Origin of the sequence: Bartonella sp. CL436QHHD (assembly GCF_042195105.1) — a bacterium.
Lineage (GTDB): Bacteria > Pseudomonadota > Alphaproteobacteria > Rhizobiales > Rhizobiaceae > Bartonella.
This window is the reverse complement of sequence record NZ_JBHINR010000026.1, coordinates 57,185-77,259: the sequence shown is the minus strand read 5'-3', so window position 1 is coordinate 77,259 and position 20,075 is coordinate 57,185. Positions and strand designations below refer to the sequence as shown.

Genomic DNA, 20,075 nt, shown 5'->3' with positions numbered 1-20,075 from the left:
CTTAAAGTGAGGAGGTATAAAAGAGGTGGGGAAACCATGTTACAATAAAGCCACGTGGACTTATCAAACAGGAAACAAGATAAATAAATCCTGCGGCAATGATGATAGCAGGGCCGGAGGGAAGTGAAAGATGAAAAGAAAGCAGAAGACCACATACGCTAGAAATGATTCCAAAAAGAGTGGAAAGCGCGCAAATAGGGCCTAGCCGTGAAAACCAAAAACGGGCTGTAATGGCTGGAATCATCATAATGCCAACGGAGAGTAATGTTCCTAGTGATTGAAAGCCTCCAACCAGATTCAACACCACAAGTCCAAGCAATGAAATATGAATATATTTACTCAATGGAGAGAGTGATTTAAAAAAGAGGGGGTCAAAGCTTTCTAAAACGAGTGCACGCCAAAAAATACAAAGGCTGCATAGTGTAATCAGCATTATAGTAGCGATTAACCAAAGGGCTTGTGCATCAAGTGCAAGAACCGATCCGAATAAGAGATGAAGCAGCTCAATTGTTGAGTCTTTCAGTGAGATAATAATGACACCTGCCGCGAGTGCAATAAGATAAAAGACGGTCATGGATGCATCTTCTTTCTGAAAGCTGTTTCGTGAAATCAAAATGGTTGCTAAAGCAACAATAAGACCAGCGAAGATGCCACCAAGTGTCATAGATATGAGGGAAAAACCACAAATCAGAAAAGCAGTTGCAACACCAGGAAGAATGGCATGAGAGATAGCATCTCCTGTCAAGCTCATTCCACGGAGCATCAAAAACACACCAACAGGACAAGCGCTAATAGACAGGAAAATAGAACCGATAAGGGCGTTTTGCATAAATTGGAAATCAACAAAGGGGGCAAGAAAAAATGCATACACGTCTTATAACCTAAGAAAGAGAGGATCATTGATGGGAAGATTTTGTTTTTGTGCGCTAACAGGGAAAGAATTGGATGAGAGAGGTGGCATAACGTGATGAATGGTGTTGTTTAAAAACTGTGTTGTTTCTCCATAAAAGGCGTTTTGTTGATCAATTTGAATCATTTGGGGGAAAAATTCTTGCACGATGAGAGGGTTATGGAGTGCGGTGAGAATTGTGCGTCCTTGCTGTTGCCAGTATGTGATCAGTGCAAGAAGGTCTTTTTGGGTACTATGATCTACACCATTGAAAGGTTCATCAAGCAAAATAATATTGGCATCTTGCACAATGATACGCGCAAAAAGAGCGCGTTGTAATTGCCCGCCTGATAATGTTTCAAGTGAACGGGGTGCGAGTTCTGTAAGCCCAACCATTTTAAGCGCATTTTGAATCTTAGAATCATAAGGGCGCTGATTTTTCCATAATCCACAAAAAGACCACAGTCCTGTTTTTACAAGCGTTTTCACATCAATTGGAAATGTTTGATCTATATCACATTGCTGAGCAAGATAAGCAATGCGACTTTTTTTTTGTTTTATAATTTTTCCCTTAAGAGGTTTAATCAATCCGGCGATGGCTTTTAGCAGTGTCGATTTTCCAGCGCCATTATCACCTGTTATTGCGACCAATGAACCAGCTTTTAACTTTGCTGAAAAGTTCTTTATTGCTATTCTATTCCTATAGCCTAATGTTGTCTTATTGAAGAGCAGATCCATATTTTTTACCATCGTTGCTTATTATTTTGGAAACTATGTAATAATATAACGTTTGTCAACAAAATGTTATATTATTACATAGTTTTGAGTACTGAAAATTTTAGTGGGAAGATCGTGGAAAATTAAAAATAATAATTGAATTCACCTTGACGAAAGAGAGAGAGTATATACTATATATAGTATCAAAATGATTGGTGATTCTAAATAAGCACAAGAGAGGGTGTTAGTGTGTTTCGTTTGGTATCTAAGTTATTTCCATTATTGTAAAGAGTTTATTGACCAAGGGTATAGCAGTATTTTTGCTGAAGGATCTCTTTTGGAAGGATTCCCTTTCATTTTTGTAATTGATTTTTGCCGTAAAAGAGTAAAACAGAGCTCTTGGAAAACGGTAGTTTAGAACGTTAGTTTTTTAGACAGCAGGAGGGAATTGTAATGCAAGCAAAAGATTATTTTATAACTAGGGGACTTTGCCATTTAAGTTGTAGAATAATCTCTTATTCTCATCATAGTCTTTGAAGTTATTTGATGAGGAATTCTGTTATATTCAGGAAGCTGTGTACTATTTGAAAAATAACCACATGCTTTGCGTACAATTTCTATTTTTTGTTATTCTTGAGTACCTATAAAATTATTAGATTGACCTTTGAGGGTTGATTGTTTGGAATTGTGAAAGTTGAAGAAAATGTCGATCACTATTTATAGTAAACCATCTTGTGTCCAATGTGATGCTACACGCCGCGCTTTTGATGCAAAAGGCATTCGTTATCGTGTTGTTGATATTTCCTGTGATGAACAAGCATACAGTTTTGTTCAATCTCTGGGGTATCGTCAGGTTCCTGTCGTTGTTTGTGGTGAAAATCATTGGTCTGGTTTTAGACCAGATATGATTAGTGGTCTTTGTGCTTAATGGGGCTTATTGTTTATTATTCGAGTGCAACGGGTAATACACAGCATTTTGTCTCGCAGCTTGGTCAACGACTCTTCAAAATTGATAAAAGAAAGCCTTCTGCATTGGTTGGTGAACCTTATGTACTGGTTGTTCCTACATATGCAGATGGTGAAGGAAGAGGGGCAGTGCCGAAAGCCGTTGTCCAGTTTCTTAATGAAGCTGAGAACCGAAAATTAATTTGTGGTGTTATTGGCGGTGGGAATCGTAATTTTGGTCGCTATTATAATTTAGCAAGTAAAATTATTGCTGAAAAATGTTGTGTACCTTGCCTTTATCGTTTTGAGCTGCGTGGAACTGATGAAGACGTTATTTATGTAAAAAAGGGATTGGAAATATTTTGGAAACAATTGGTATAGGACAATCGCAGAAATCGGATCAGATTACTGATTATCATGCGCTGAATGCAATGCTTAATCTTTATGATGAAAATGGTCATATTCAATTTGATATGGATCGGCTTGCCGCACGGCAATATTTTCTTCAGCATGTTAATCAAAATACAGTTTTTTTTCATAACCTGAAGGAAAAAATAGATTACTTAATAGAAGAAGGTTATTATGAAAAAGCTTTATTTGAGCTTTATGATTTTTCTTTTATTAAAAAACTTTTTAAACGTGCTTATGCATTTAAGTTTCGTTTTCCTACCTTTTTAGGCGCATTTAAGTATTATACCAGCTATACACTGAAGACTTTTGACGGGAAACGTTATCTTGAACGTTATGAAGATCGCGTCTGTCTTGTAGCTTTATATTTGGCACAAGGGAATAAAGCTCTTGCTGAAAATTTTGTGGATGAAATTATTACAGGACGTTTTCAACCGGCAACACCGACATTTTTAAATGCTGGAAAAAAACAACGAGGTGAATTGGTTTCGTGTTTTTTGCTACGTGTTGAAGATAATATGGAATCGATAGGTCGTGCGGTTAATTCGGCTTTGCAGCTTTCAAAACGTGGTGGAGGTGTGGCGCTTTGTTTAACGAATTTGCGGGAAGCAGGGGCACCAATTAAGCAAATAGAAAATCAGTCCTCAGGTGTTTTACCGGTGATGAAACTCTTGGAAGATTCTTTTTCTTATGCCAATCAGCTTGGGGCACGACAGGGGGCTGGAGCTGTTTATTTGCATGCTCATCATTTAGATATTATGAAATTTTTGGATACAAAGCGTGAAAATGCTGATGAAAAAGTTAGAATTAAAACGCTTTCGCTTGGTGTCGTTATTCCTGATATTACTTTTGAGCTTGCACGGAATAATGAGGATATGTATCTCTTCTCATCGTATGATATCGAGCGTGTGACAGGTAAGCCTTTTAGCGATATTTCTTTAACGGAGCATTATCGTTCTTTTGTTGATAATGCAAAGATTCGTAAAAAGAAAATAAGTGCACGCGTTTTTTTCCAGACATTAGCGGAAATTCAATTTGAGTCCGGTTATCCCTATATTTTATTTGAGGATACTGCTAATCGATCGAATCCGATAGCTGGGCGCATAAGTATGAGCAATTTATGTTCAGAAATTTTGCAAGTGAGTGAGGCGAGTGAACTGGAGACAGATTTAACTTATCGCACGATTGGAAGTGATATATCCTGTAATCTTGGATCCATGAATATTGCCAAAGCAATGGAAAGTCCTGATTTTGGACAGACCGTGGAATCTGCTGTTCGTGCTCTTACTGCTGTTTCGGATATGAGCAATATTGCCTGTGTGCCTTCCATTGCGAAAGGCAATGCTGAAAGTCATGCGATTGGTTTGGGACAAATGAATTTGCATGGGTTTCTAGCGCGTGAGCAGATCTATTATGGGTCTCCAGAAGCGATTGATTTTACCAATATCTATTTTTATATTGTGACATATCATGCCATACGGGCTTCCAATTTAATTGCGCACGAACGTCAAGAAATGTTTGCAGGGTTTGAAAAATCAGCTTATGCAGATGGAAGTTTTTTCGAAAAATATATTGAAAAAGAATGGAAACCGCAATTTGCGCTTGTGCAAGAGCTTTTTGCACGGAATAATATTGTTATCCCAGATCAAAAGGATTGGCAGGAACTCAAAAAATTAGTTATTGAGTATGGGCTTTATAACCGCAATTTGCAGGCAGTTCCACCTACGGGATCTATTTCCTATATTAATCATGCCACTTCTTCTATTCATCCAATTGCTTCAAAAATTGAAATTCGCAAAGAGGGAAAAATTGGGCGCGTTTATTATCCCGCTCCTTATATGGATAATACGAATTTGAATTTTTACCAAGATGCTTATGAGATTGGCCCTGAAAAAATTATAGATACCTATGCTGCTGCAACACAGCATGTTGATCAAGGTCTTTCATTAACATTATTTTTTCCTGATACAGCGACCACACGTGATATTAACCGCGCACAAATTTATGCTTGGAAAAAGGGTATCAAGAGTATTTACTATGTACGGTTACGGCAAGTAGCATTAAGTGGAACGGAAGTTGATGGCTGTGTTTCTTGCAGTTTATAGGAGATCATCATATGACAAAGATTACAACCAAAAATCCTGTTGTGTGCGCTGTTAATTGGAATAGATTACATGATGAGAAGGATCTTGAAGTATGGAATCGCTTAACTGGGAATTTTTGGTTACCTGAGAAGGTTCCACTTTCCAATGACATTCCCTCATGGTCAAGCTTAACGGATGAAGAACGTAAATTGACAATTCGTGTTTTTACAGGACTAACGCTTTTAGATACAATTCAAAACACTGTAGGAGCCATTTCGCTTCTGGCTGATGCGATAACAGAGCATGAGGAGGCAGTTTTGACGAATATTGCCTTCATGGAAGCGGTTCATGCACGTTCTTATTCCTCTATTTTTTCAACCCTTTGTTCGACGGTAGAAGTTGATGACGCGTTTAGATGGTCAGAAGAAAATATTCATTTGCAGAAAAAGGCTAGATTAGTACTTGAGCGTTATGAAGCAAATGATCCACTTAAGAAAAAAATTGCTTCGACTTTGCTGGAAAGCTTTTTATTTTATTCTGGTTTTTATTTGCCCATGTATTGGGCCAGTCGCGCTAAGTTGACCAATACAGCAGACCTCATTCGACTAATCATTCGTGATGAAGCAGTCCATGGTTATTATATAGGTTATAAATTCCAATTGGGCTTTGCAAAGCTTGATGAAGCCAAAAGACAAGAAATTAAAGATTTTGCTTTTAACCTGCTCTTTGATCTTTATAACATTGAGTGCAAATATACTGAAGATCTTTATGATGCGCTTGGATTGACAGAAGATGTTAAAATTTTTCTTCATTATAATGCAAACAAGGCTTTAATGAATTTAGGTTTTGAAGCTCTTTTCCCCCCTGAGGTTTGTCGTGTTAATCCCGCTATTTTGGCAGCTTTATCACCAAACTCTGACGAAAATCACGACTTTTTTTCAGGGGCAGGTTCTTCTTATGTCATCGGCAAGGCGGTTGCTACCACGGATGATGATTGGGAATTTTAATGTTTGCATGCAAATAGAAGTGCGCGGGGTATTCCACTTAGATCTTTGCGCACTTCTAAACATTGAAAACCATTTTTTTCGAACAAATTGCAGACTTCATTTTCTTGAGAGAAACCAATTTCAACAGCGATACAGCCGTTTTCTTTTAAGTAGTTGGCTGCTTCATGGGCGAGTTTTCGATAAAAATCAAGTCCATCTTCTCCTCCTATCAGAGCGCGCAATGGGTCATGTAAGCGCACTTCTTTTGCAAGTTTTTTGATATCTTTTACGGGAATATAAGGTGGATTGGAAACAATAAAATCAAAGCGATCTGCGACAGAATCAAACCAGTCGCTAAGAAGAGGTGTGAAGCGGTGTGCTACTTCAGCATTTTTTGCATTTTTTTTTGCTGTTCTAAGGGCATCTTCAGAAATATCGACTGCCACCGCATAGGATTGGGGAATTTGTTTAAGGAGTGCAATAGCAATGGCGCCACTTCCTGTTCCCATATCAAGGAATGTTGTTTTTCTCGAATTTTCGACCTGTTTTTGGAGAAAAGGGAGAACAAGATCTATCAGCGTTTCTGTATCAGGGCGAGGTTCTAACGTCTCTTGAGACAATGTAAAAGATATACCATAAAATTCTCGTGCTCCTATAATACGGTAAACGGGTTCGCCTGCAATACGCCGTTGTAAAGCTTGTTCTATTTGTATAATATGCTCAGAAGATAGATGCATATCTGGTTTAGAAATTCTTTCAGCAGCATTTATTCCTGTTATCCATTCAACGAGTATTTTCGCATCGAGATCGGCTTCAGCAATTCCTTTCGTGCGCAATTTTTCTTGCATTTGTTGGATGACATTCTTGAAAGAATATTTGCTCAATTATTATCCATTTCCATCAGCAGTGTTGTTTGATGATCTGAGATGAGTGCATGAAGAAGCTCATCAAGATCTCCCTCTAGAATGCGATCAAGCTTATACAAGGTTAGATTAATACGGTGATCCGTGACACGTCCTTGTGGAAAATTATAGGTACGAATACGTTCTGAGCGATCACCAGAACCAACTTGGCTTTTACGAGAAGCTGAACGTTCACTTTCCGCTTTTTGTCGTTCGATATCGAATAAGCGTGCCCGTAAAATTTGAAGGGCTCTTGCTCGGTTTTGATGTTGTGATTTTTCTGCTTGTACGACCATAATTCCTGTTGGAATATGCGTGATACGAACAGCTGAATCCGTTGTATTAACATGCTGTCCTCCTGCTCCGGATGCACGCATTGTGTCGATACGAATATCTTCAGGACGAATATCAATATCAATATCTTCAGCTTCTGGAAGCACAGCAACGGTAGCAGCAGATGTATGGATACGTCCACCTGTTTCTGTTTCAGGGATGCGTTGCACACGATGAACCCCTGATTCATATTTCAATTTAGAAAAGACACCTTTTCCTGAAATGGTAGCAATAATCTCTTTATATCCGCCAACTTCCCCCTCACTAAGTGAAATAACTTCTACTTTCCAATGGTGAGCATGGGCATAACGTTCATACATGCGGAAAAGATCACCGGAAAAAAGTGCTGCTTCTGATCCACCCGTTCCTGCACGAATTTCAACAATAGCGTTTTTTTCATCAGCAACATCTTTAGGCAAAAGCAGAATCTGGAGTTCTTTTTCAAATTGCTCTACTTTTTTATATAACGATGGTAGCTCTTCTTGGGCAAGATTACGCATCTCTATATCTGTTTGTTTATCGTTGATAATCGTTTCTAATTCTGTAATCTCTTCGTAAAGAGCATTTAATGCGCGTATAGAGGCAATAACGGGTTGTAGTTCTGCATATTCAGAAGCTAATTTAACATATGTTTCAGCATTTGGATTCGTCGTCATTTGGCTTTCAATTATTTCAAAGCGCTTTTCAAGCTGTCTCATACGATCTTGTGGCAAGGAAACCATGATAATATTGGCCTAATTTTTTATAATACAATTTTTTATAATATTTTGTTGCAATGATTTTTTGTTATAATATTGGCAATGAATTACCGTATAGCATCATACAAAGAGGGGTAATAAAGCAATTCTTTTTTTTTGCCAATGAAAACTATTATATTTTAAAGGTAAATTTTTATAAAATTTGATTTGCCTGAGGTCTTTTATCTAATGATATATGATCACTTTTTTAAGAGTTTTTTTTTCCGTAAAGTTCAAGGCGGTGATGAATAATATCATAGCCAAGAGATTTTGCAATTTCCTCTTGTAGCTTTTCAATAACATCAGAATGAAACTCGATGACTTGTCCTGTTTCTATATCAATGAGATGATCATGATGTTGCCCATCTGCTTGCTCAAAACGAGATGGACCACCACTAAAGCTATGGCGATGAATTGTTCCATTTCCTTCTAATATTTTCATGGTTCGATAAACAGTTGAGAGTGAAATATTCGAATCTATTTTGTTTGCACGCTGAAAAATTTCAAATGCATTGGGATGATCATTTGTATCAGTCAAAATATCAAGAATAACTCGTCGTTGACGTGTTACTCTTAAACCAGCGGTGCGCAATTCTTGCTCATAATTTCGCTTTTTATTCATTTGCATAATTTGCTTTTCAAATAAAGGCTCCATGACAGTGTTTGTATTTTTTCTCTGAACCGCAAGGACAACGCTCATTACGTCCAACTTTTCCCCATGTGGTTATATCGTTAGGGTCACGATCTTGTGGATTAACAAATCTATTTTCTTGTGATCGTGCCGATAAGGTGGGAGCATTTTCTTGACTTTGATCATTAAAGACAGAAGAAGCAGCATCAGTTTGCTCAGGTATGGTCGGTTCTGTGGGGTGTTGAATGATTTCAAAGCGCATAAGCTTAGAAGTGACAATTCGGCGCAAATTTCTCAACATACTTTGAAAGAGTTCAAATGATTCTGTCTTATATTCATTGAGCGGATCCCGCTGCGCATAACCACGAAAACCAACAACAGAACGCAAATGGTCTAAACTCACCAGATGTTCACGCCATAACGTGTCAATAGTTTCAAGCAATACTGCTTTGTGAAAATAAGCCATAACTTCTGGAGAATATCGTTCAGTACGCTCATTTTCAAGTTTTGTAACAGCATCTGATATACGCTCTAGAATTTGCTCCTCGGCAATTCCATCTTCTTTTGCCCATTCTTCCACTGGAAGCTCAAGATTAAAGAGTTGTTGAAGCTCTTCTTCAAGAGTTTTTGCATCCCATTTTTCAGAATATGTCCCTGATGGAATATAAGCCTCTACGAGATCCTCTACGACTTCATTGCGCATTTCAAGGATCATTTCTGATAAATCATCTGCGTTCATGACCTCCATACGCTGTTCAAAAATAACCTTGCGTTGATCATTCATGACATCATCATATTTTAGCAGATTTTTACGAATTTCAAAGTTCCGTGCTTCGACCTTTTTTTGTGCTTTTTCAAGGGCTTTATTAATCCATGGATGGATAATAGCTTCATTTTCTTTCAATCCAAGTTTTTGCAGCATACCATCCATACGGTTAGAGCCAAAGATACGCATAAGATCATCTTGAAGAGAGAGAAAGAATTTTGAGCGACCAGGATCGCCTTGGCGACCAGAACGTCCACGAAGCTGGTTATCAATACGACGGCTTTCATGACGTTCAGTAGCGATAACGTAAAGCCCTCCAGCCGCTAAAGCTTTTTCTTTAAGCTTCTGAACATCTTTTTTTATTTCTTCAATTTTAGCTGTTCGCTCTGGACCTTCGGGGATATCCTGTAACTCTTGTCGGATGCGCATTTCAACATTACCACCAAGCTGTATATCCGTACCGCGTCCTGCCATGTTGGTTGCAATGGTGAGAGCTCTAGGAACGCCTGCTTGCGCAATGATATATGCTTCTTGTTCGTGATAGCGAGCATTTAAGACTCTAAAATCGGTAATGCCTTCTTTTCGCAAACGCTCTGCCAATTGTTCTGACTTTTCAATAGAGGTTGTTCCAACAAGAATAGGCTGTTCTTTTTCGTGCGCTTGACGGATATCACGCACAATTGCCCGATATTTCTCTTCTGCTGTTCGATAAATCTCATCATCTTCATCAATACGTTGTATTGGCAAATTTGTAGGGATTTCGACAACGTCAAGACCATAAATATTTCTGAATTCTTCGGCTTCTGTTGTTGCAGTTCCAGTCATGCCAGATAATTTCCTATACATACGGAAGTAATTTTGGAAAGTGATGGAAGCAAGTGTCTGGTTTTCTGGTTGAATAGCAACATGCTCTTTAGCTTCTAACGCTTGATGAAGTCCTTCAGAATAACGCCGCCCAGGCATCATTCGCCCTGTAAATTCGTCAATAATAACGATTTCATCATTGCGAACAATGTAATCTTTATCGCGAGCAAACAGTTTATGAGCTTTTAGAGCATTATTGACATGATGAACGATAGCGACATTTTCTATGTCATAAAGACTCTCACCTTTAAGATGCCCAGCTTGTTCGAGCATTTTTTCAATTTTTTCAGTACCAACTTCGGTAAATGTCGTTGTTTTTTGTTTTTCGTCTATTTCATAGTCTTCTGGAGTTAAGGCAGGAATAAATGTATCAATAAGGTTATAGAAGTCAGTACGATCTTCTAGAGGACCAGAAATAATAAGGGGGGTACGGGCTTCATCAATAAGAATCGAATCAACTTCATCGACAATTGCGTAATGATGTCCACGTTGGACCATTTGACTACGATCGAAGGCCATATTATCACGCAAATAATCAAAACCTAGTTCATTATTTGTGGCATAGGTGATGTCGCATGCATAGGCCTCTCGGCGGGCATCACTATCAAGATCATGAAGAATCACGCCTGTTGTAAGTCCTAGAAAACTAAAAATTTTTCCCATTGTTTCAGCATCACGACTGGCGAGATAATCGTTTACTGTCACAACATGAACGCCCTTACCTTCCAATGCATTGAGATAAATTGGTAGAGTTGCCATTAAGGTTTTACCTTCACCAGTACGCATTTCAGCTATGCCGCAGTCGTGAAGGACCATTCCACCAATAAGTTGTACGTCAAAAGGACGCATGTCATAAACACGTTTTGCGGCTTCACGAACAGTCGCGAAAGCTTCTGGTAAGAGCAAATCAACACTTTCACCTTCACTAAGACGTTTACGAAAGGCATCTGTTTTTTGGCAAAGCTGCTCATCACTTAATTTTAGGAATTGTTCTTCCAAAGCATTAATTTGTGCAACTTTTTGGCGGAGTGCTTTGAGATGTCGCTCATGAGCTGAACCAAAAAACTTACGGGCAAAAACACCTAAACTGACCATCTCTGGCCCTTTCTTTTAATTGTTGTCACTCTTGTTGGGAAATTCATATGCTCTCCCCATACTCTACATTTCCTTCAGGTTGTCTGATATCATTGGAGACATCATGAAATGCAGATGGTACCATTATACTTGCTGGTGTGCAATTTTTCACTCTAATTGTAAAGTAGAGATAAGAGGCTAAGCGCTTTATGTCAACTTTAAGTATGCTATTTAACTGATACAATACAAAGTAATTTAAGATACAATATGTCATTTTTCTCTATTATCATGTTTTTCATCTGCATTAGATAGGATTGGAGAAACTGAGATAAAAGGATGATTTTATACTTTTTTAAAATAAAATTACTAATTTATTTCTCTATGTTTAAAGATTAAAGTGTTATGGTAAAGAAAATTGGAATCTTGAACCTGCCTTCATTTTTAAGGAGTATATTTATGAAATTTAACTTTATCACGCTTTTTTTAGCATCAACTTTATTGGCAAGTACAAGTTTAGGGGTGAGTGCTCAAGAAGGTTTGAATTCATCGTCGAGTGATTTAAAGACTTTAGAGAAAGCTTCTGAAAAAGCCGTTTCTCCTTCTCATGTTATGGCGGTTATTGATGGGAAAAATATTACAGCAGGCCAATTGGATGATTTAGCGCTTGAAATAAATCCTAATTTAGCACGTTTTCCTGATGAACAACGCCGTATGATGGTTTTAAAAGCTTATTTAGATATGCAGGCACTCGCAAAAGCAGCAAGAAGCAAGGGTCTTGATAAGACAGAAGTTTACGATAAACGTATGGCAGTCATGCGTGACAATGTTCTTCAACAGCTTTATTTTAAACAGGAGATTGTTGATAAAATATCGGATACTGATTTGGAAGCTCTTTATAAGCAAGAAGTTGCTGCTTTACCTAAAGAGGATGAGGTTAAAGCGCGTCATATTTTGGTCAAAACGAGAAAAGAAGCAGAAGCTATCATTAAGCATTTAAATAAAGGCGAAAATTTTGAAGAGATTGCAAAGAAAAGTTCAACAGATGGTTCTGCTGCCGTTGGGGGTGATCTTGGTTATTTTAGCCATGGTCAAATGGTCAAGCCTTTTGAAGATGCCGCATTTGGTTTGAAAGTTGGCGAATACACAAAACAACCCGTTGAAAGTCCTTTTGGTTGGCATATTATTAAATTAGAAGATCGTCGTGTAAAACAACCGCCTGCATTTGATGATGTTAAAGAGATGTTGCGGACACAGCTAATAAAAAAGCGCTATCAAGAACTGATTGTTGATTTGCGTAGCAAGATAGATGTGAAATACCCTGATCCTAATGTTACCAAAATCATGGAATCGCTTCATCAAAATGGGACGCTACTTCCCGATGAGACATCAGATGAAGAAGATACGGAATAGCTAGGAAAAATAAGTAGATAGCCTCTTTAATAGATAATTTGCTAGGTTAGTTTTGTTCAAAAAGCCTAGCAGTTTTCTATGAGAGGTTATTGATCTGCAATCATTTCATTTTTTTATAGAAAGCATATTGTGGTTTTGAAAATCTCTCCTTTGTCGCCTCAAAAGATCCAAGAGCTTTCTCCATTATCTGGTGTACGGATAGCAACAGCTGAAGCTGGGATTAAATATAAAGATCGTACAGATCTTCTTTTCATCATATTCGATAAGCCAGTGAGTGTGGCCGGTGTTTTTACTCGTTCAAAATGTCCATCTGCCCCTGTAGAGCATTGTCGTGCATCGCTTCCTCATGGGGTTGCGAGGGGTGTTGTTGTGAATTCTGGAAATGCAAATGCTTTTACAGGAAGCAAAGGAAAGCACACAACCGATGCAATTATTTGTGCAGCAGCGAACGCTTTAAAGGTTAGAGAAGATGAAATTTTTATAGCTTCTACGGGTGTTATTGGTGAGCCAATGGATGCATCGGGTATTGTCAATCTTTTACCAAGTATGGCAGAGACAGCAGAAGAGGGCAATTGGTTGGAAGCTGCAAAAGCCATAATGACAACGGACACATTTCCAAAACTTGCGACGCGCACTTTTGACTGTGGGGGAGAGCGTGTTACCATTAATGGAATTGCAAAAGGTTCTGGTATGATTGCACCAGATATGGCGACAATGCTGTCATTTGTGGTTAGTGATGCGACTATTTCTTCGGATGCACTCCAATCCATGTTATCAGAGGCAGTTGAGGGTTCTTTCAATTCAATTACTGTTGATAGCGATACCTCAACTTCAGATACGCTTATGTTGTTTGCGACAGGAAAAGAACATTTTCCATGTCTTACAAGTAAATCTGATCCGCGTTATAGGGTTTTTGTGAAACAATTGAGTGCACTTCTGCATGAACTTGCACTACAAGTTGTTTGTGATGGTGAAGGTGCTCGTCATTTAATTGAGGTTAATGTGATGGGCGCTACAACAAACAATGCAGCTAAAACTATTGCTTTATCAATTGCAAATTCACCGCTCGTAAAAACGGCTATTGCCGGTGAAGATGCGAATTGGGGGCGGGTCGTTATGGCAGTTGGGAAGGCCGGTGTTGAAGTCGATCGTGATCTATTGACGATTTGGTTTGGTGAGCATCGTGTGGCCGTGAATGGCGTACGAGATCCTGAGTATTGTGAAGAGACAATAGGTGCTTATATGCAAGGTAAACACATCACAATTCGTGTTGATATCGGTTTGGGTAAGAGCACGGCGACGGTTTGGTCTTGCGATTTAACAAAAGAGTACGTTATGATCAATAGCGATTACAGAAGTTAATGGATGCACTTTATATTTAACAGCTTATTATTTTTCAGAGCAAATGGGGTATGTGAGCTCTTTTAGGAGCAGAGGGGATATGATAGGAAAGTCAGTTATTTTTATATTCCCTATTGGGGAGTGATATGTGTATGAAAAGTTCTATTCTTCTTGTTGTTGCATGCGCATTGTTCGATCAGAATAATCGTGTTTTGCTTACACAGCGTCCTGAAGGAAAATCACTGGCTGGTTTATGGGAGTTTCCTGGTGGCAAGGTTGAGCAAGGTGAAACTCCGGAAGCATCATTGATTCGTGAATTAGAGGAAGAGCTTGGTATTTATGTTCAACCAAATAATTTACACCCTTTAACATTTGCAAGTCATAACTATAAAACATTTCATCTCTTAATGCCATTGTATCTTTGTGACCATTATGAGGGTGTTGCGCAAGGACGAGAGGGGCAAAATTTAGAATGGGTTTTTATTAATGATCTTGATAAATACTCTATGCCTGATGCTGATAAACCATTGGTTCAGGTATTGAAAAATCATCTTCTTTAATGTGTTATAAGAAGAAAATATAATTCAATATATTGATTTAAAATGATAATTTATAATTTTTTATGTTGAATGGGGAAGTCCAGAGTCGTAAAAAACTTTCTCATTTCAAATCTGTTTTATGTTAAATTAATCAAAACCATTCTTTTGCACGTTCCAAGCGGGGAGGGTTATGTGGATAAAATTATTTAAGAAAGAAATAAAATACGTGCTGAAAGAACACTCTCCAATAGCCAAGGGTTATCGCAACATTGAGAATTGGCAAAGTGTATAACGATGTCTTTACACGATTCATAAGTATAAAGATAGTGGTAGACAATGTATGTTATACTTTTCACGTGTATCATTGTGAGATGGGTTTGGGTGCACTGAGAGGTATAAGGGGTATTTATTTCATGAGATATCGATAATAGGAAAAATTTCAAAAAATGTTGCTTTTGATTAAGAGGGGTACGTTCTTTACGTAATGTAGAATGGCATTGTGTTGCATATTCACGAGCTTTTTTAAAAGAGGCACCTCGCAATGCTCCAAAGCCCATTTCGCGACGGTGCCGGAATGATATAACGTTAAAGCCCCTATGGAAATAATGTAAAATCTATTGAGCGCCACTATCTTTACGCTTATGAAGAAGTAAGCTGGTCCCAATATTACGATAGCTCTTGGCATTTGAGGGCATTCAGAAGGAATATTTTTCTTTTCATAATCATTTTTACTTATACATCAATTACGCTTGTGATGAACAGACAAGCGGCTTTGATTGATCCAACATAAAAACAGATTTGAAATAAAAAATTTTACGATATTTAGAATGCTTGACGCAGAGTGAATGATGGATAATTATCCTTATAAATCAATATATTGTATAATAAAACATTCAATTAATTTTTTATAGGAGGCATGCATGAAGTTTCTTGAATTGGACGGCGTTTTGCGATGGGATATTGATTTTTTTTAGCGATACGCGTAATTGATTTTTCCAATGGCTCAATCATAACGTCCATAGAAAAACCATTTGCGTGAATAATATTTGCGTGATCGACCATAATAGCAACATGATCTTTCCAAAAAATTAAATCGCCTCGTTGAAGTTTATCAGTATCTGTAAGAGGACTGCCTATAGTTTCTTGCTGCATATCGGTATCACGTAAAACTATTTGATCGGTCATCATCATAGAGAGCTGAATGAGTCCCGAACAATCAATTCCAAAACCGCTGACACCACCCCAAAGATAAGGTGTACGGATAAAGGTTTCTGCAACTGTGACATAATCTTCATATACGCGTCCAATGGGGCTGAGATGGCTCGTAATGATTGCTGTTCCATTTTCAAGAATAGAATACATTGTGTCACGGACTTCAATTTCATCAACAACACTGACTTTGCTTCCCATAGATAAAGGGGACACTATTGGTCCACGTAAGTCAGCGTGTAAATATTTAAATGTACGTGGTACTGAAACCACATGCGTTTGTTTTATGGTTGATGTACAAAGAACTTTTGTATCAATATAACCAACATAACCATCTTTGAGTGATTGTCCCCACGACATTGTTTCCCCTTGTTCAAAAATGAGAAGTTCTTCTCCGAATAAGCATTCTGTTTGTCTTTCACTTTTTTTACTATTTTCTTTAAAAAGTCCAGCGACCGCTGTATTAACACGTCTTTTTTCACCTTGAACAAAGCGCTGAGCTGTAATTTCTGTTTCAAGACGTTGATCTGCTAGATCATCTCTGAATGCATGAAGTCTTGGGTCTTTAGAGATCATCTTTTTGCTTTCCATTTTGTTACTTCTTACCTTTAAACAAACTCATGAAAGCTGTATTGGTAAGATTTTTATCCTCAAACAAAACTAAGAACACAATTTAAAACGATAGCAACTGTTCTTGAAATTGCAAAATTGTCCATTTTTGTGGATATTGTGTGTCAAACTTCATTTTTAAAAATATTATAAAGGGCACGAATAGTTTGTGCTGATCCACCAATAGGGTATCCTGGTTTTTCTTTTGGAATCCATCCATAAAGGTCAAAATGCGCAAAATGTTCAGCTTTTTCAACAAAAGAATTAAGAAATAAAGCAGCTGTTATAGAACCAGCAAAGCTGTTTCCAGTTACATTGTTAAGATCAGCAATTGGTGATGATAACATCTCTTGGTAAGGTTTCCAAAGGGGCATTTGCCAAAGAGGATCAAAGACAGCGTGAGCAGATTCAGAAATTTGTTGTGCCCATATTGAATCATTACAATAAAATGCGGGAAGATCTGGTCCTAATGCTATACGCGCTGCCCCTGTTAAAGTAGCCATACAAAGCATGAATTGTGGACTTTCTTCATCACCATAGGCGAGTGCATCGGCAAGGACAAGGCGCCCTTCAGCATCTGTATTACCTACTTCAACACTTAAACCTTTACGACTTCTGAGGATATCACTTGGTCGGTAAGCATTCGCAGAAATTGCATTTTCTACAGCTGGAATCAAAACACGTAGACGGAAAGGCAATTTTGCATCCATGATAAGTTTAGCCAATCCCAAAACGTTTGCTCCACCCCCCATGTCTTTTTTCATAAGCAACATGTTATTGGCTGATTTAATATCGAGTCCTCCAGTATCAAAAGTTACGCCTTTGCCCACCAACGTTATTTTAGGATGATGTTCTTTCCCCCAGAGTAACTCAATCAGTCGTGGTGCAGTGCTGCCTGCTCGTCCTACAGCATGAATCATCGGAAAGTTATGGGTTAAGAGATCATCTCCACAAATACTTTTGATGTGAGCACCGTAGGTTTTTCCTAGTTTTCGAGCTTCTTTTTCGAGAGCATCAGGGGTCATATCATTGGCTGGAATATTAATGAGATCACGGACGAAAAAGACAGCTTCATAAATTCGTTGGAGTTCATTAAGATCAACGGCCTCATTGACATGGATGGATAATGATTTGAAAGAAGAATTTTGACGATAGCGATTAAATTGATAGCTACCGAATGCTAATCCAAGATAGGTATTTATTTCATCAGAGGTTGTACCTTCTAAATGCCATTGACCAGCAGGAAGTTTTTGAGCAAGAACTCCTGTGATAAAAGGATCGCTATTATTGCCAATTCCAAATAAAACTTTTTTTAAATGCCCCGTTTCGTGAGGAACAAAGAGTATTTGTCCCGCTTTTCCAGTAAAGTCATTAACTTTTATCCATGCTGTTGTTGACGCATCAAGTGATAAGTTAGCAAGATTTCTTTGGTTTACCAAGATGATAGGGCAACTGTTATCGATACGCGTTGAGGTAAAATGAATGTGGTGGCGCTGCATAGTTATGAGATCCTTATAGTCGTCTAAGTGCGACATATTCGACCAAATGATTTTTTCCCTTTCGTAGAATGAGATTGGACCGTGGTCGTGTTGGCAATATATTTTCCTGTAAATTTTTTAAATTAATCGTTTGCCAAAGATCCTCAGCGATTTTTGAGGCTTCTTTTTCATTGAGGTGGGCATAACGATGAAAATAGGATTCAGGATTTTGAAAAGTTGTTTTACGCAAACGTTTAAAGCGCTCCAAATACCAGTGACGAATGACTTCTGTTTCGGCATCGACATAGATTGAAAAATCAAAAAAATCTGATACGAAAGGAATAGCTTTTCCATCTTTAGGAAGATCACTGACCTGTAATACATTAATACCTTCAACAATTAAAATATCAGGACGATCGATGGTAATTGTCTGATTTTCTAGAACATCATAGGTCATATGTGAGTAAAGTGGGGCACGGACATTTCCGATACCTGCTTTTATAGCCGAAAGAAAGCACAGCAGCTTTTTAATGTCATAGGAATCAGGAAATCCTTTACGATTCATACGATTTTTTTGCTGTAAGATTGCGTTAGGATAGAGAAAACCATCCGTTGTGATTAGATCAACTTTAAGACTAGATGTCCAACGTTTCAACAGTTCTTGAAGAATGCGAGCCGTGGTTGATTTTCCTACAGCTACAGAACCAGCAATTCCAATAATAAAGGGCGTTTTTCTACTCTCTTCTTGATGGAGAAACTGCTGACGTTTGTGGAAAAGTTCCTGTACTGCTTCAACATGGCATGATAACAGACGCGATAAAGAAAGATAAATGCGTTGGACTTCTTTAAGATCGATAGGATCATCAATAGAGCGTAAACGCTTAATTTCATCAAAAGTCAAAGTAAGAGGTGTGTCTTCACGAAACTCTGACCATTCTTGTGCAGTAAAAACACGATAGGGTGAATATCGGTCAGAAACAGATTTGACCAGATTATCTTTCTGATTAATTTTTTGTATAGTTGTATCAATCATTTGTATTTGTCGAGATTTTTTTGCAGCAGCAATTGATTAAGAGCAGACAGAAGAGCGGCTTTATTTTCAAATAAATTTTGTTTTGCATGCTCTCTTCTTTTAAGATAATAGATCATTTTTCATTAACTTATAGTCCAGTCATTCCAGTTTGCACGGATTTGTGCTAATGAGTGCCCTTGCGCCAAAAAAGCCCATAAAAGTAGACGCGCTTTTACGGCTGATAAATAACCAGACATGAGAGCACCAGAAGCAATCATATCGATTTCGGAGCCTTTATAGCCATAAGTTATACGAGTTGTTGAGCCATTACAACAACGACTAGCAATAATGATTGGTATTTTTTGTGCATATTGTTGTACAAGGTCTGCTTCTTGAAAACTACAGTGCCCCGCACCAAAACCAGCAATAACAGCTCCAGCATAATACCCACTTTCAAGGCATAGTTTCATTAATTGTGCACTAGATGATAAAGAGGAATAGAGGAGTGCAATTTGATGATCATGATTTTGGGGAAGATCAAACGTTGTCGGAAAAAATTTTCGATCATTGAAATAAATAAGTTTTCCCTCTAAAATAGTTCCTAAAACACCTGCAAGACCTGATTGAAATGTTTCGACTTTGACGGTATGGCTTTTATAGAGCCAATAAGGTGAATGAATTGCATCATTTATGACAACGAGAACGCCCCTGTTACGACTTTGTGTGGCTGCTGCGACACGAGTGGCTGCTAAAATGTTGGCGGGGCCATCCGCGCCTGCTTCATGAGGCATGCGCATAGCGCCGGTTATGATGAGTGGTTCAGCCTCCTTCCAATAAAGAGAAAGAAAAAAAGCTGTTTCTTCCAGAGTATCAGTCCCTTGTGTTAAAACAATACCTTCTGCACCAGCGTTTATTTGTTGTTTTGCCCACTTAATTATTTCAAAAAGCATTTGAAACGATAAAGATCCACTTGGTATTTGCATTAATGTTTGTGCATGAATATCAGCAACGTTATTTAAATCAGGAACACTTTTTATAAGGTTATCTGAAGTTAAAGTCGGTTGCATGTGACCAAAACTATCAGCAGTCATTGCAATTGTTCCACCTAAGGTCCCTATGGCTATTTTTTTCATAATTTTCC

The 20,075-nt window shown here is 38.1% G+C and carries 17 protein-coding genes; 7 read left to right on the top strand and 10 right to left on the bottom strand.

Annotation, left to right across the window (positions count from 1 at the left end; translation table 11 throughout):
• Position 1 precedes the first annotated feature (1 nt).
• Entirely contained in the window at positions 2-871 is an 870-nt protein-coding gene (locus ACFIKN_RS03545) for a metal ABC transporter permease (RefSeq protein WP_375631086.1), read from the bottom strand.
• A 3-nt stretch (positions 872-874) separates the two neighbouring features.
• Positions 875-1,627 (bottom strand): ABC transporter ATP-binding protein, encoded by a 753-nt coding sequence (locus ACFIKN_RS03540; protein ID WP_273790609.1) that lies wholly within the window; start codon positions 1,625-1,627, stop codon positions 875-877.
• 682 nt (positions 1,628-2,309) lie between these two features.
• Between ACFIKN_RS03540 and nrdH the strand changes: the two genes are divergently transcribed.
• Genes nrdH through nrdF form a run of 4 tightly spaced genes read left to right on the top strand, consistent with a single transcriptional unit; the run spans position 2,310 to position 6,050 of the window.
• Positions 2,310-2,534 (top strand): glutaredoxin-like protein NrdH, encoded by a 225-nt coding sequence (gene nrdH / locus ACFIKN_RS03535; RefSeq protein WP_273790608.1) that lies wholly within the window; start codon positions 2,310-2,312, stop codon positions 2,532-2,534.
• Positions 2,534-2,932: a class Ib ribonucleoside-diphosphate reductase assembly flavoprotein NrdI gene (gene nrdI / locus ACFIKN_RS03530; protein ID WP_273790607.1), complete on the top strand. Its 399-nt coding sequence runs from the start codon at positions 2,534-2,536 to the stop codon at positions 2,930-2,932. The genes nrdH and nrdI overlap by 1 nt, the downstream gene beginning before the upstream one ends.
• Positions 2,914-5,064 (top strand): class 1b ribonucleoside-diphosphate reductase subunit alpha, encoded by a 2,151-nt coding sequence (nrdE, locus tag ACFIKN_RS03525; RefSeq protein ID WP_273790606.1) that lies wholly within the window; start codon positions 2,914-2,916, stop codon positions 5,062-5,064. Before nrdI ends, nrdE begins: the two co-directional genes overlap by 19 nt.
• An 11-nt stretch (positions 5,065-5,075) precedes the next feature.
• Positions 5,076-6,050: a class 1b ribonucleoside-diphosphate reductase subunit beta gene (gene nrdF, locus ACFIKN_RS03520; protein ID WP_273722534.1), complete on the top strand. Its 975-nt coding sequence runs from the start codon at positions 5,076-5,078 to the stop codon at positions 6,048-6,050.
• Here nrdF and prmC read toward each other — a convergent pair.
• The 4 genes from prmC to secA form a co-directional block, all read right to left on the bottom strand.
• A complete protein-coding gene (gene prmC / locus ACFIKN_RS03515; protein ID WP_375657917.1) occupies positions 6,047-6,913 on the bottom strand; it encodes a peptide chain release factor N(5)-glutamine methyltransferase in 867 nt (288 codons plus the stop codon). The two genes, nrdF and prmC, sit on opposite strands and share 4 nt — an antisense overlap.
• Positions 6,910-7,986, bottom strand: coding sequence for a peptide chain release factor 1 (gene prfA / locus ACFIKN_RS03510; protein ID WP_375631085.1), 1,077 nt, complete (start codon positions 7,984-7,986; stop codon positions 6,910-6,912). The genes prmC and prfA overlap by 4 nt, the downstream gene beginning before the upstream one ends.
• 223 nt (positions 7,987-8,209) lie before the next feature.
• On the bottom strand, positions 8,210-8,701 hold the full coding sequence (locus ACFIKN_RS03505; RefSeq protein WP_273790603.1) for a Fur family transcriptional regulator: 492 nt from the start codon (positions 8,699-8,701) through the stop codon (positions 8,210-8,212).
• Positions 8,640-11,357 (bottom strand): preprotein translocase subunit SecA, encoded by a 2,718-nt coding sequence (gene secA / locus ACFIKN_RS03500; protein ID WP_375657916.1) that lies wholly within the window; start codon positions 11,355-11,357, stop codon positions 8,640-8,642. Before secA ends, ACFIKN_RS03505 begins: the two co-directional genes overlap by 62 nt.
• A gap of 435 nt (positions 11,358-11,792) precedes the next feature.
• Between secA and ACFIKN_RS03495 the strand changes: the two genes are divergently transcribed.
• The 3 genes from ACFIKN_RS03495 (at position 11,793) to mutT (ending at position 14,647) form a co-directional block, all read left to right on the top strand.
• On the top strand, positions 11,793-12,746 hold the full coding sequence (locus ACFIKN_RS03495) for a peptidylprolyl isomerase (RefSeq protein ID WP_375657915.1): 954 nt from the start codon (positions 11,793-11,795) through the stop codon (positions 12,744-12,746).
• A gap of 129 nt (positions 12,747-12,875) precedes the next feature.
• Entirely contained in the window at positions 12,876-14,108 is a 1,233-nt protein-coding gene (argJ, locus tag ACFIKN_RS03490; RefSeq protein WP_273790600.1) for a bifunctional glutamate N-acetyltransferase/amino-acid acetyltransferase ArgJ, read from the top strand.
• 125 nt (positions 14,109-14,233) lie between these two features.
• Positions 14,234-14,647, top strand: a complete 414-nt coding sequence (mutT, locus tag ACFIKN_RS03485; protein ID WP_375631082.1) for an 8-oxo-dGTP diphosphatase MutT — start codon at positions 14,234-14,236, stop codon at positions 14,645-14,647.
• An 876-nt stretch (positions 14,648-15,523) separates the two neighbouring features.
• Here the strand turns inward: mutT and ACFIKN_RS03480 are convergent.
• The 4 genes from ACFIKN_RS03480 to ACFIKN_RS03465 all read right to left on the bottom strand — a co-directional run bounded on the left by ACFIKN_RS03480 (position 15,524) and on the right by ACFIKN_RS03465 (position 20,067).
• Positions 15,524-16,411 (bottom strand): NlpC/P60 family protein, encoded by an 888-nt coding sequence (locus ACFIKN_RS03480; protein ID WP_375657925.1) that lies wholly within the window; start codon positions 16,409-16,411, stop codon positions 15,524-15,526.
• A gap of 158 nt (positions 16,412-16,569) precedes the next feature.
• Positions 16,570-17,943, bottom strand: a complete 1,374-nt coding sequence (locus ACFIKN_RS03475) for a M17 family metallopeptidase (protein ID WP_375657914.1) — start codon at positions 17,941-17,943, stop codon at positions 16,570-16,572.
• A 13-nt stretch (positions 17,944-17,956) separates the two neighbouring features.
• The gene (coaA, locus tag ACFIKN_RS03470; protein ID WP_273790598.1) at positions 17,957-18,955 is read right to left on the bottom strand and encodes a type I pantothenate kinase; all 999 of its coding nucleotides are present in this window, start codon (positions 18,953-18,955) and stop codon (positions 17,957-17,959) included.
• Positions 18,956-19,077: 122 nt separating this feature from the next.
• Positions 19,078-20,067: an asparaginase gene (locus ACFIKN_RS03465; RefSeq protein WP_375657913.1), complete on the bottom strand. Its 990-nt coding sequence runs from the start codon at positions 20,065-20,067 to the stop codon at positions 19,078-19,080.
• Positions 20,068-20,075: the final 8 nt, after the last annotated feature.

What these genes read in the sequence shown, in the direction of transcription:
- nrdH (WP_273790608.1), top strand. Translation starts at nt 2,310, where the DNA reads ATGTCGATCACTATTTATAGTAAACCATCTTGTGTCCAATGTGATGCT.
- coaA (WP_273790598.1), bottom strand. Translation starts at nt 18,955, where the DNA reads ATGATTGATACAACTATACAAAAAATTAATCAGAAAGATAATCTGGTC.
- prfA (WP_375631085.1), bottom strand. Translation starts at nt 7,986, where the DNA reads ATGGTTTCCTTGCCACAAGATCGTATGAGACAGCTTGAAAAGCGCTTT.
- mutT (WP_375631082.1), top strand. Translation starts at nt 14,234, where the DNA reads ATGTGTATGAAAAGTTCTATTCTTCTTGTTGTTGCATGCGCATTGTTC.
- ACFIKN_RS03480 (WP_375657925.1), bottom strand. Translation starts at nt 16,411, where the DNA reads ATGATCTCTAAAGACCCAAGACTTCATGCATTCAGAGATGATCTAGCA.
- ACFIKN_RS03505 (WP_273790603.1), bottom strand. Translation starts at nt 8,701, where the DNA reads ATGAGCGTTGTCCTTGCGGTTCAGAGAAAAAATACAAACACTGTCATG.
- secA (WP_375657916.1), bottom strand. Translation starts at nt 11,357, where the DNA reads ATGGTCAGTTTAGGTGTTTTTGCCCGTAAGTTTTTTGGTTCAGCTCAT.
- nrdI (WP_273790607.1), top strand. Translation starts at nt 2,534, where the DNA reads ATGGGGCTTATTGTTTATTATTCGAGTGCAACGGGTAATACACAGCAT.
- ACFIKN_RS03465 (WP_375657913.1), bottom strand. Translation starts at nt 20,067, where the DNA reads ATGAAAAAAATAGCCATAGGGACCTTAGGTGGAACAATTGCAATGACT.
- nrdF (WP_273722534.1), top strand. Translation starts at nt 5,076, where the DNA reads ATGACAAAGATTACAACCAAAAATCCTGTTGTGTGCGCTGTTAATTGG.
- ACFIKN_RS03495 (WP_375657915.1), top strand. Translation starts at nt 11,793, where the DNA reads ATGAAATTTAACTTTATCACGCTTTTTTTAGCATCAACTTTATTGGCA.
- ACFIKN_RS03475 (WP_375657914.1), bottom strand. Translation starts at nt 17,943, where the DNA reads ATGCAGCGCCACCACATTCATTTTACCTCAACGCGTATCGATAACAGT.
- ACFIKN_RS03540 (WP_273790609.1), bottom strand. Translation starts at nt 1,627, where the DNA reads ATGGATCTGCTCTTCAATAAGACAACATTAGGCTATAGGAATAGAATA.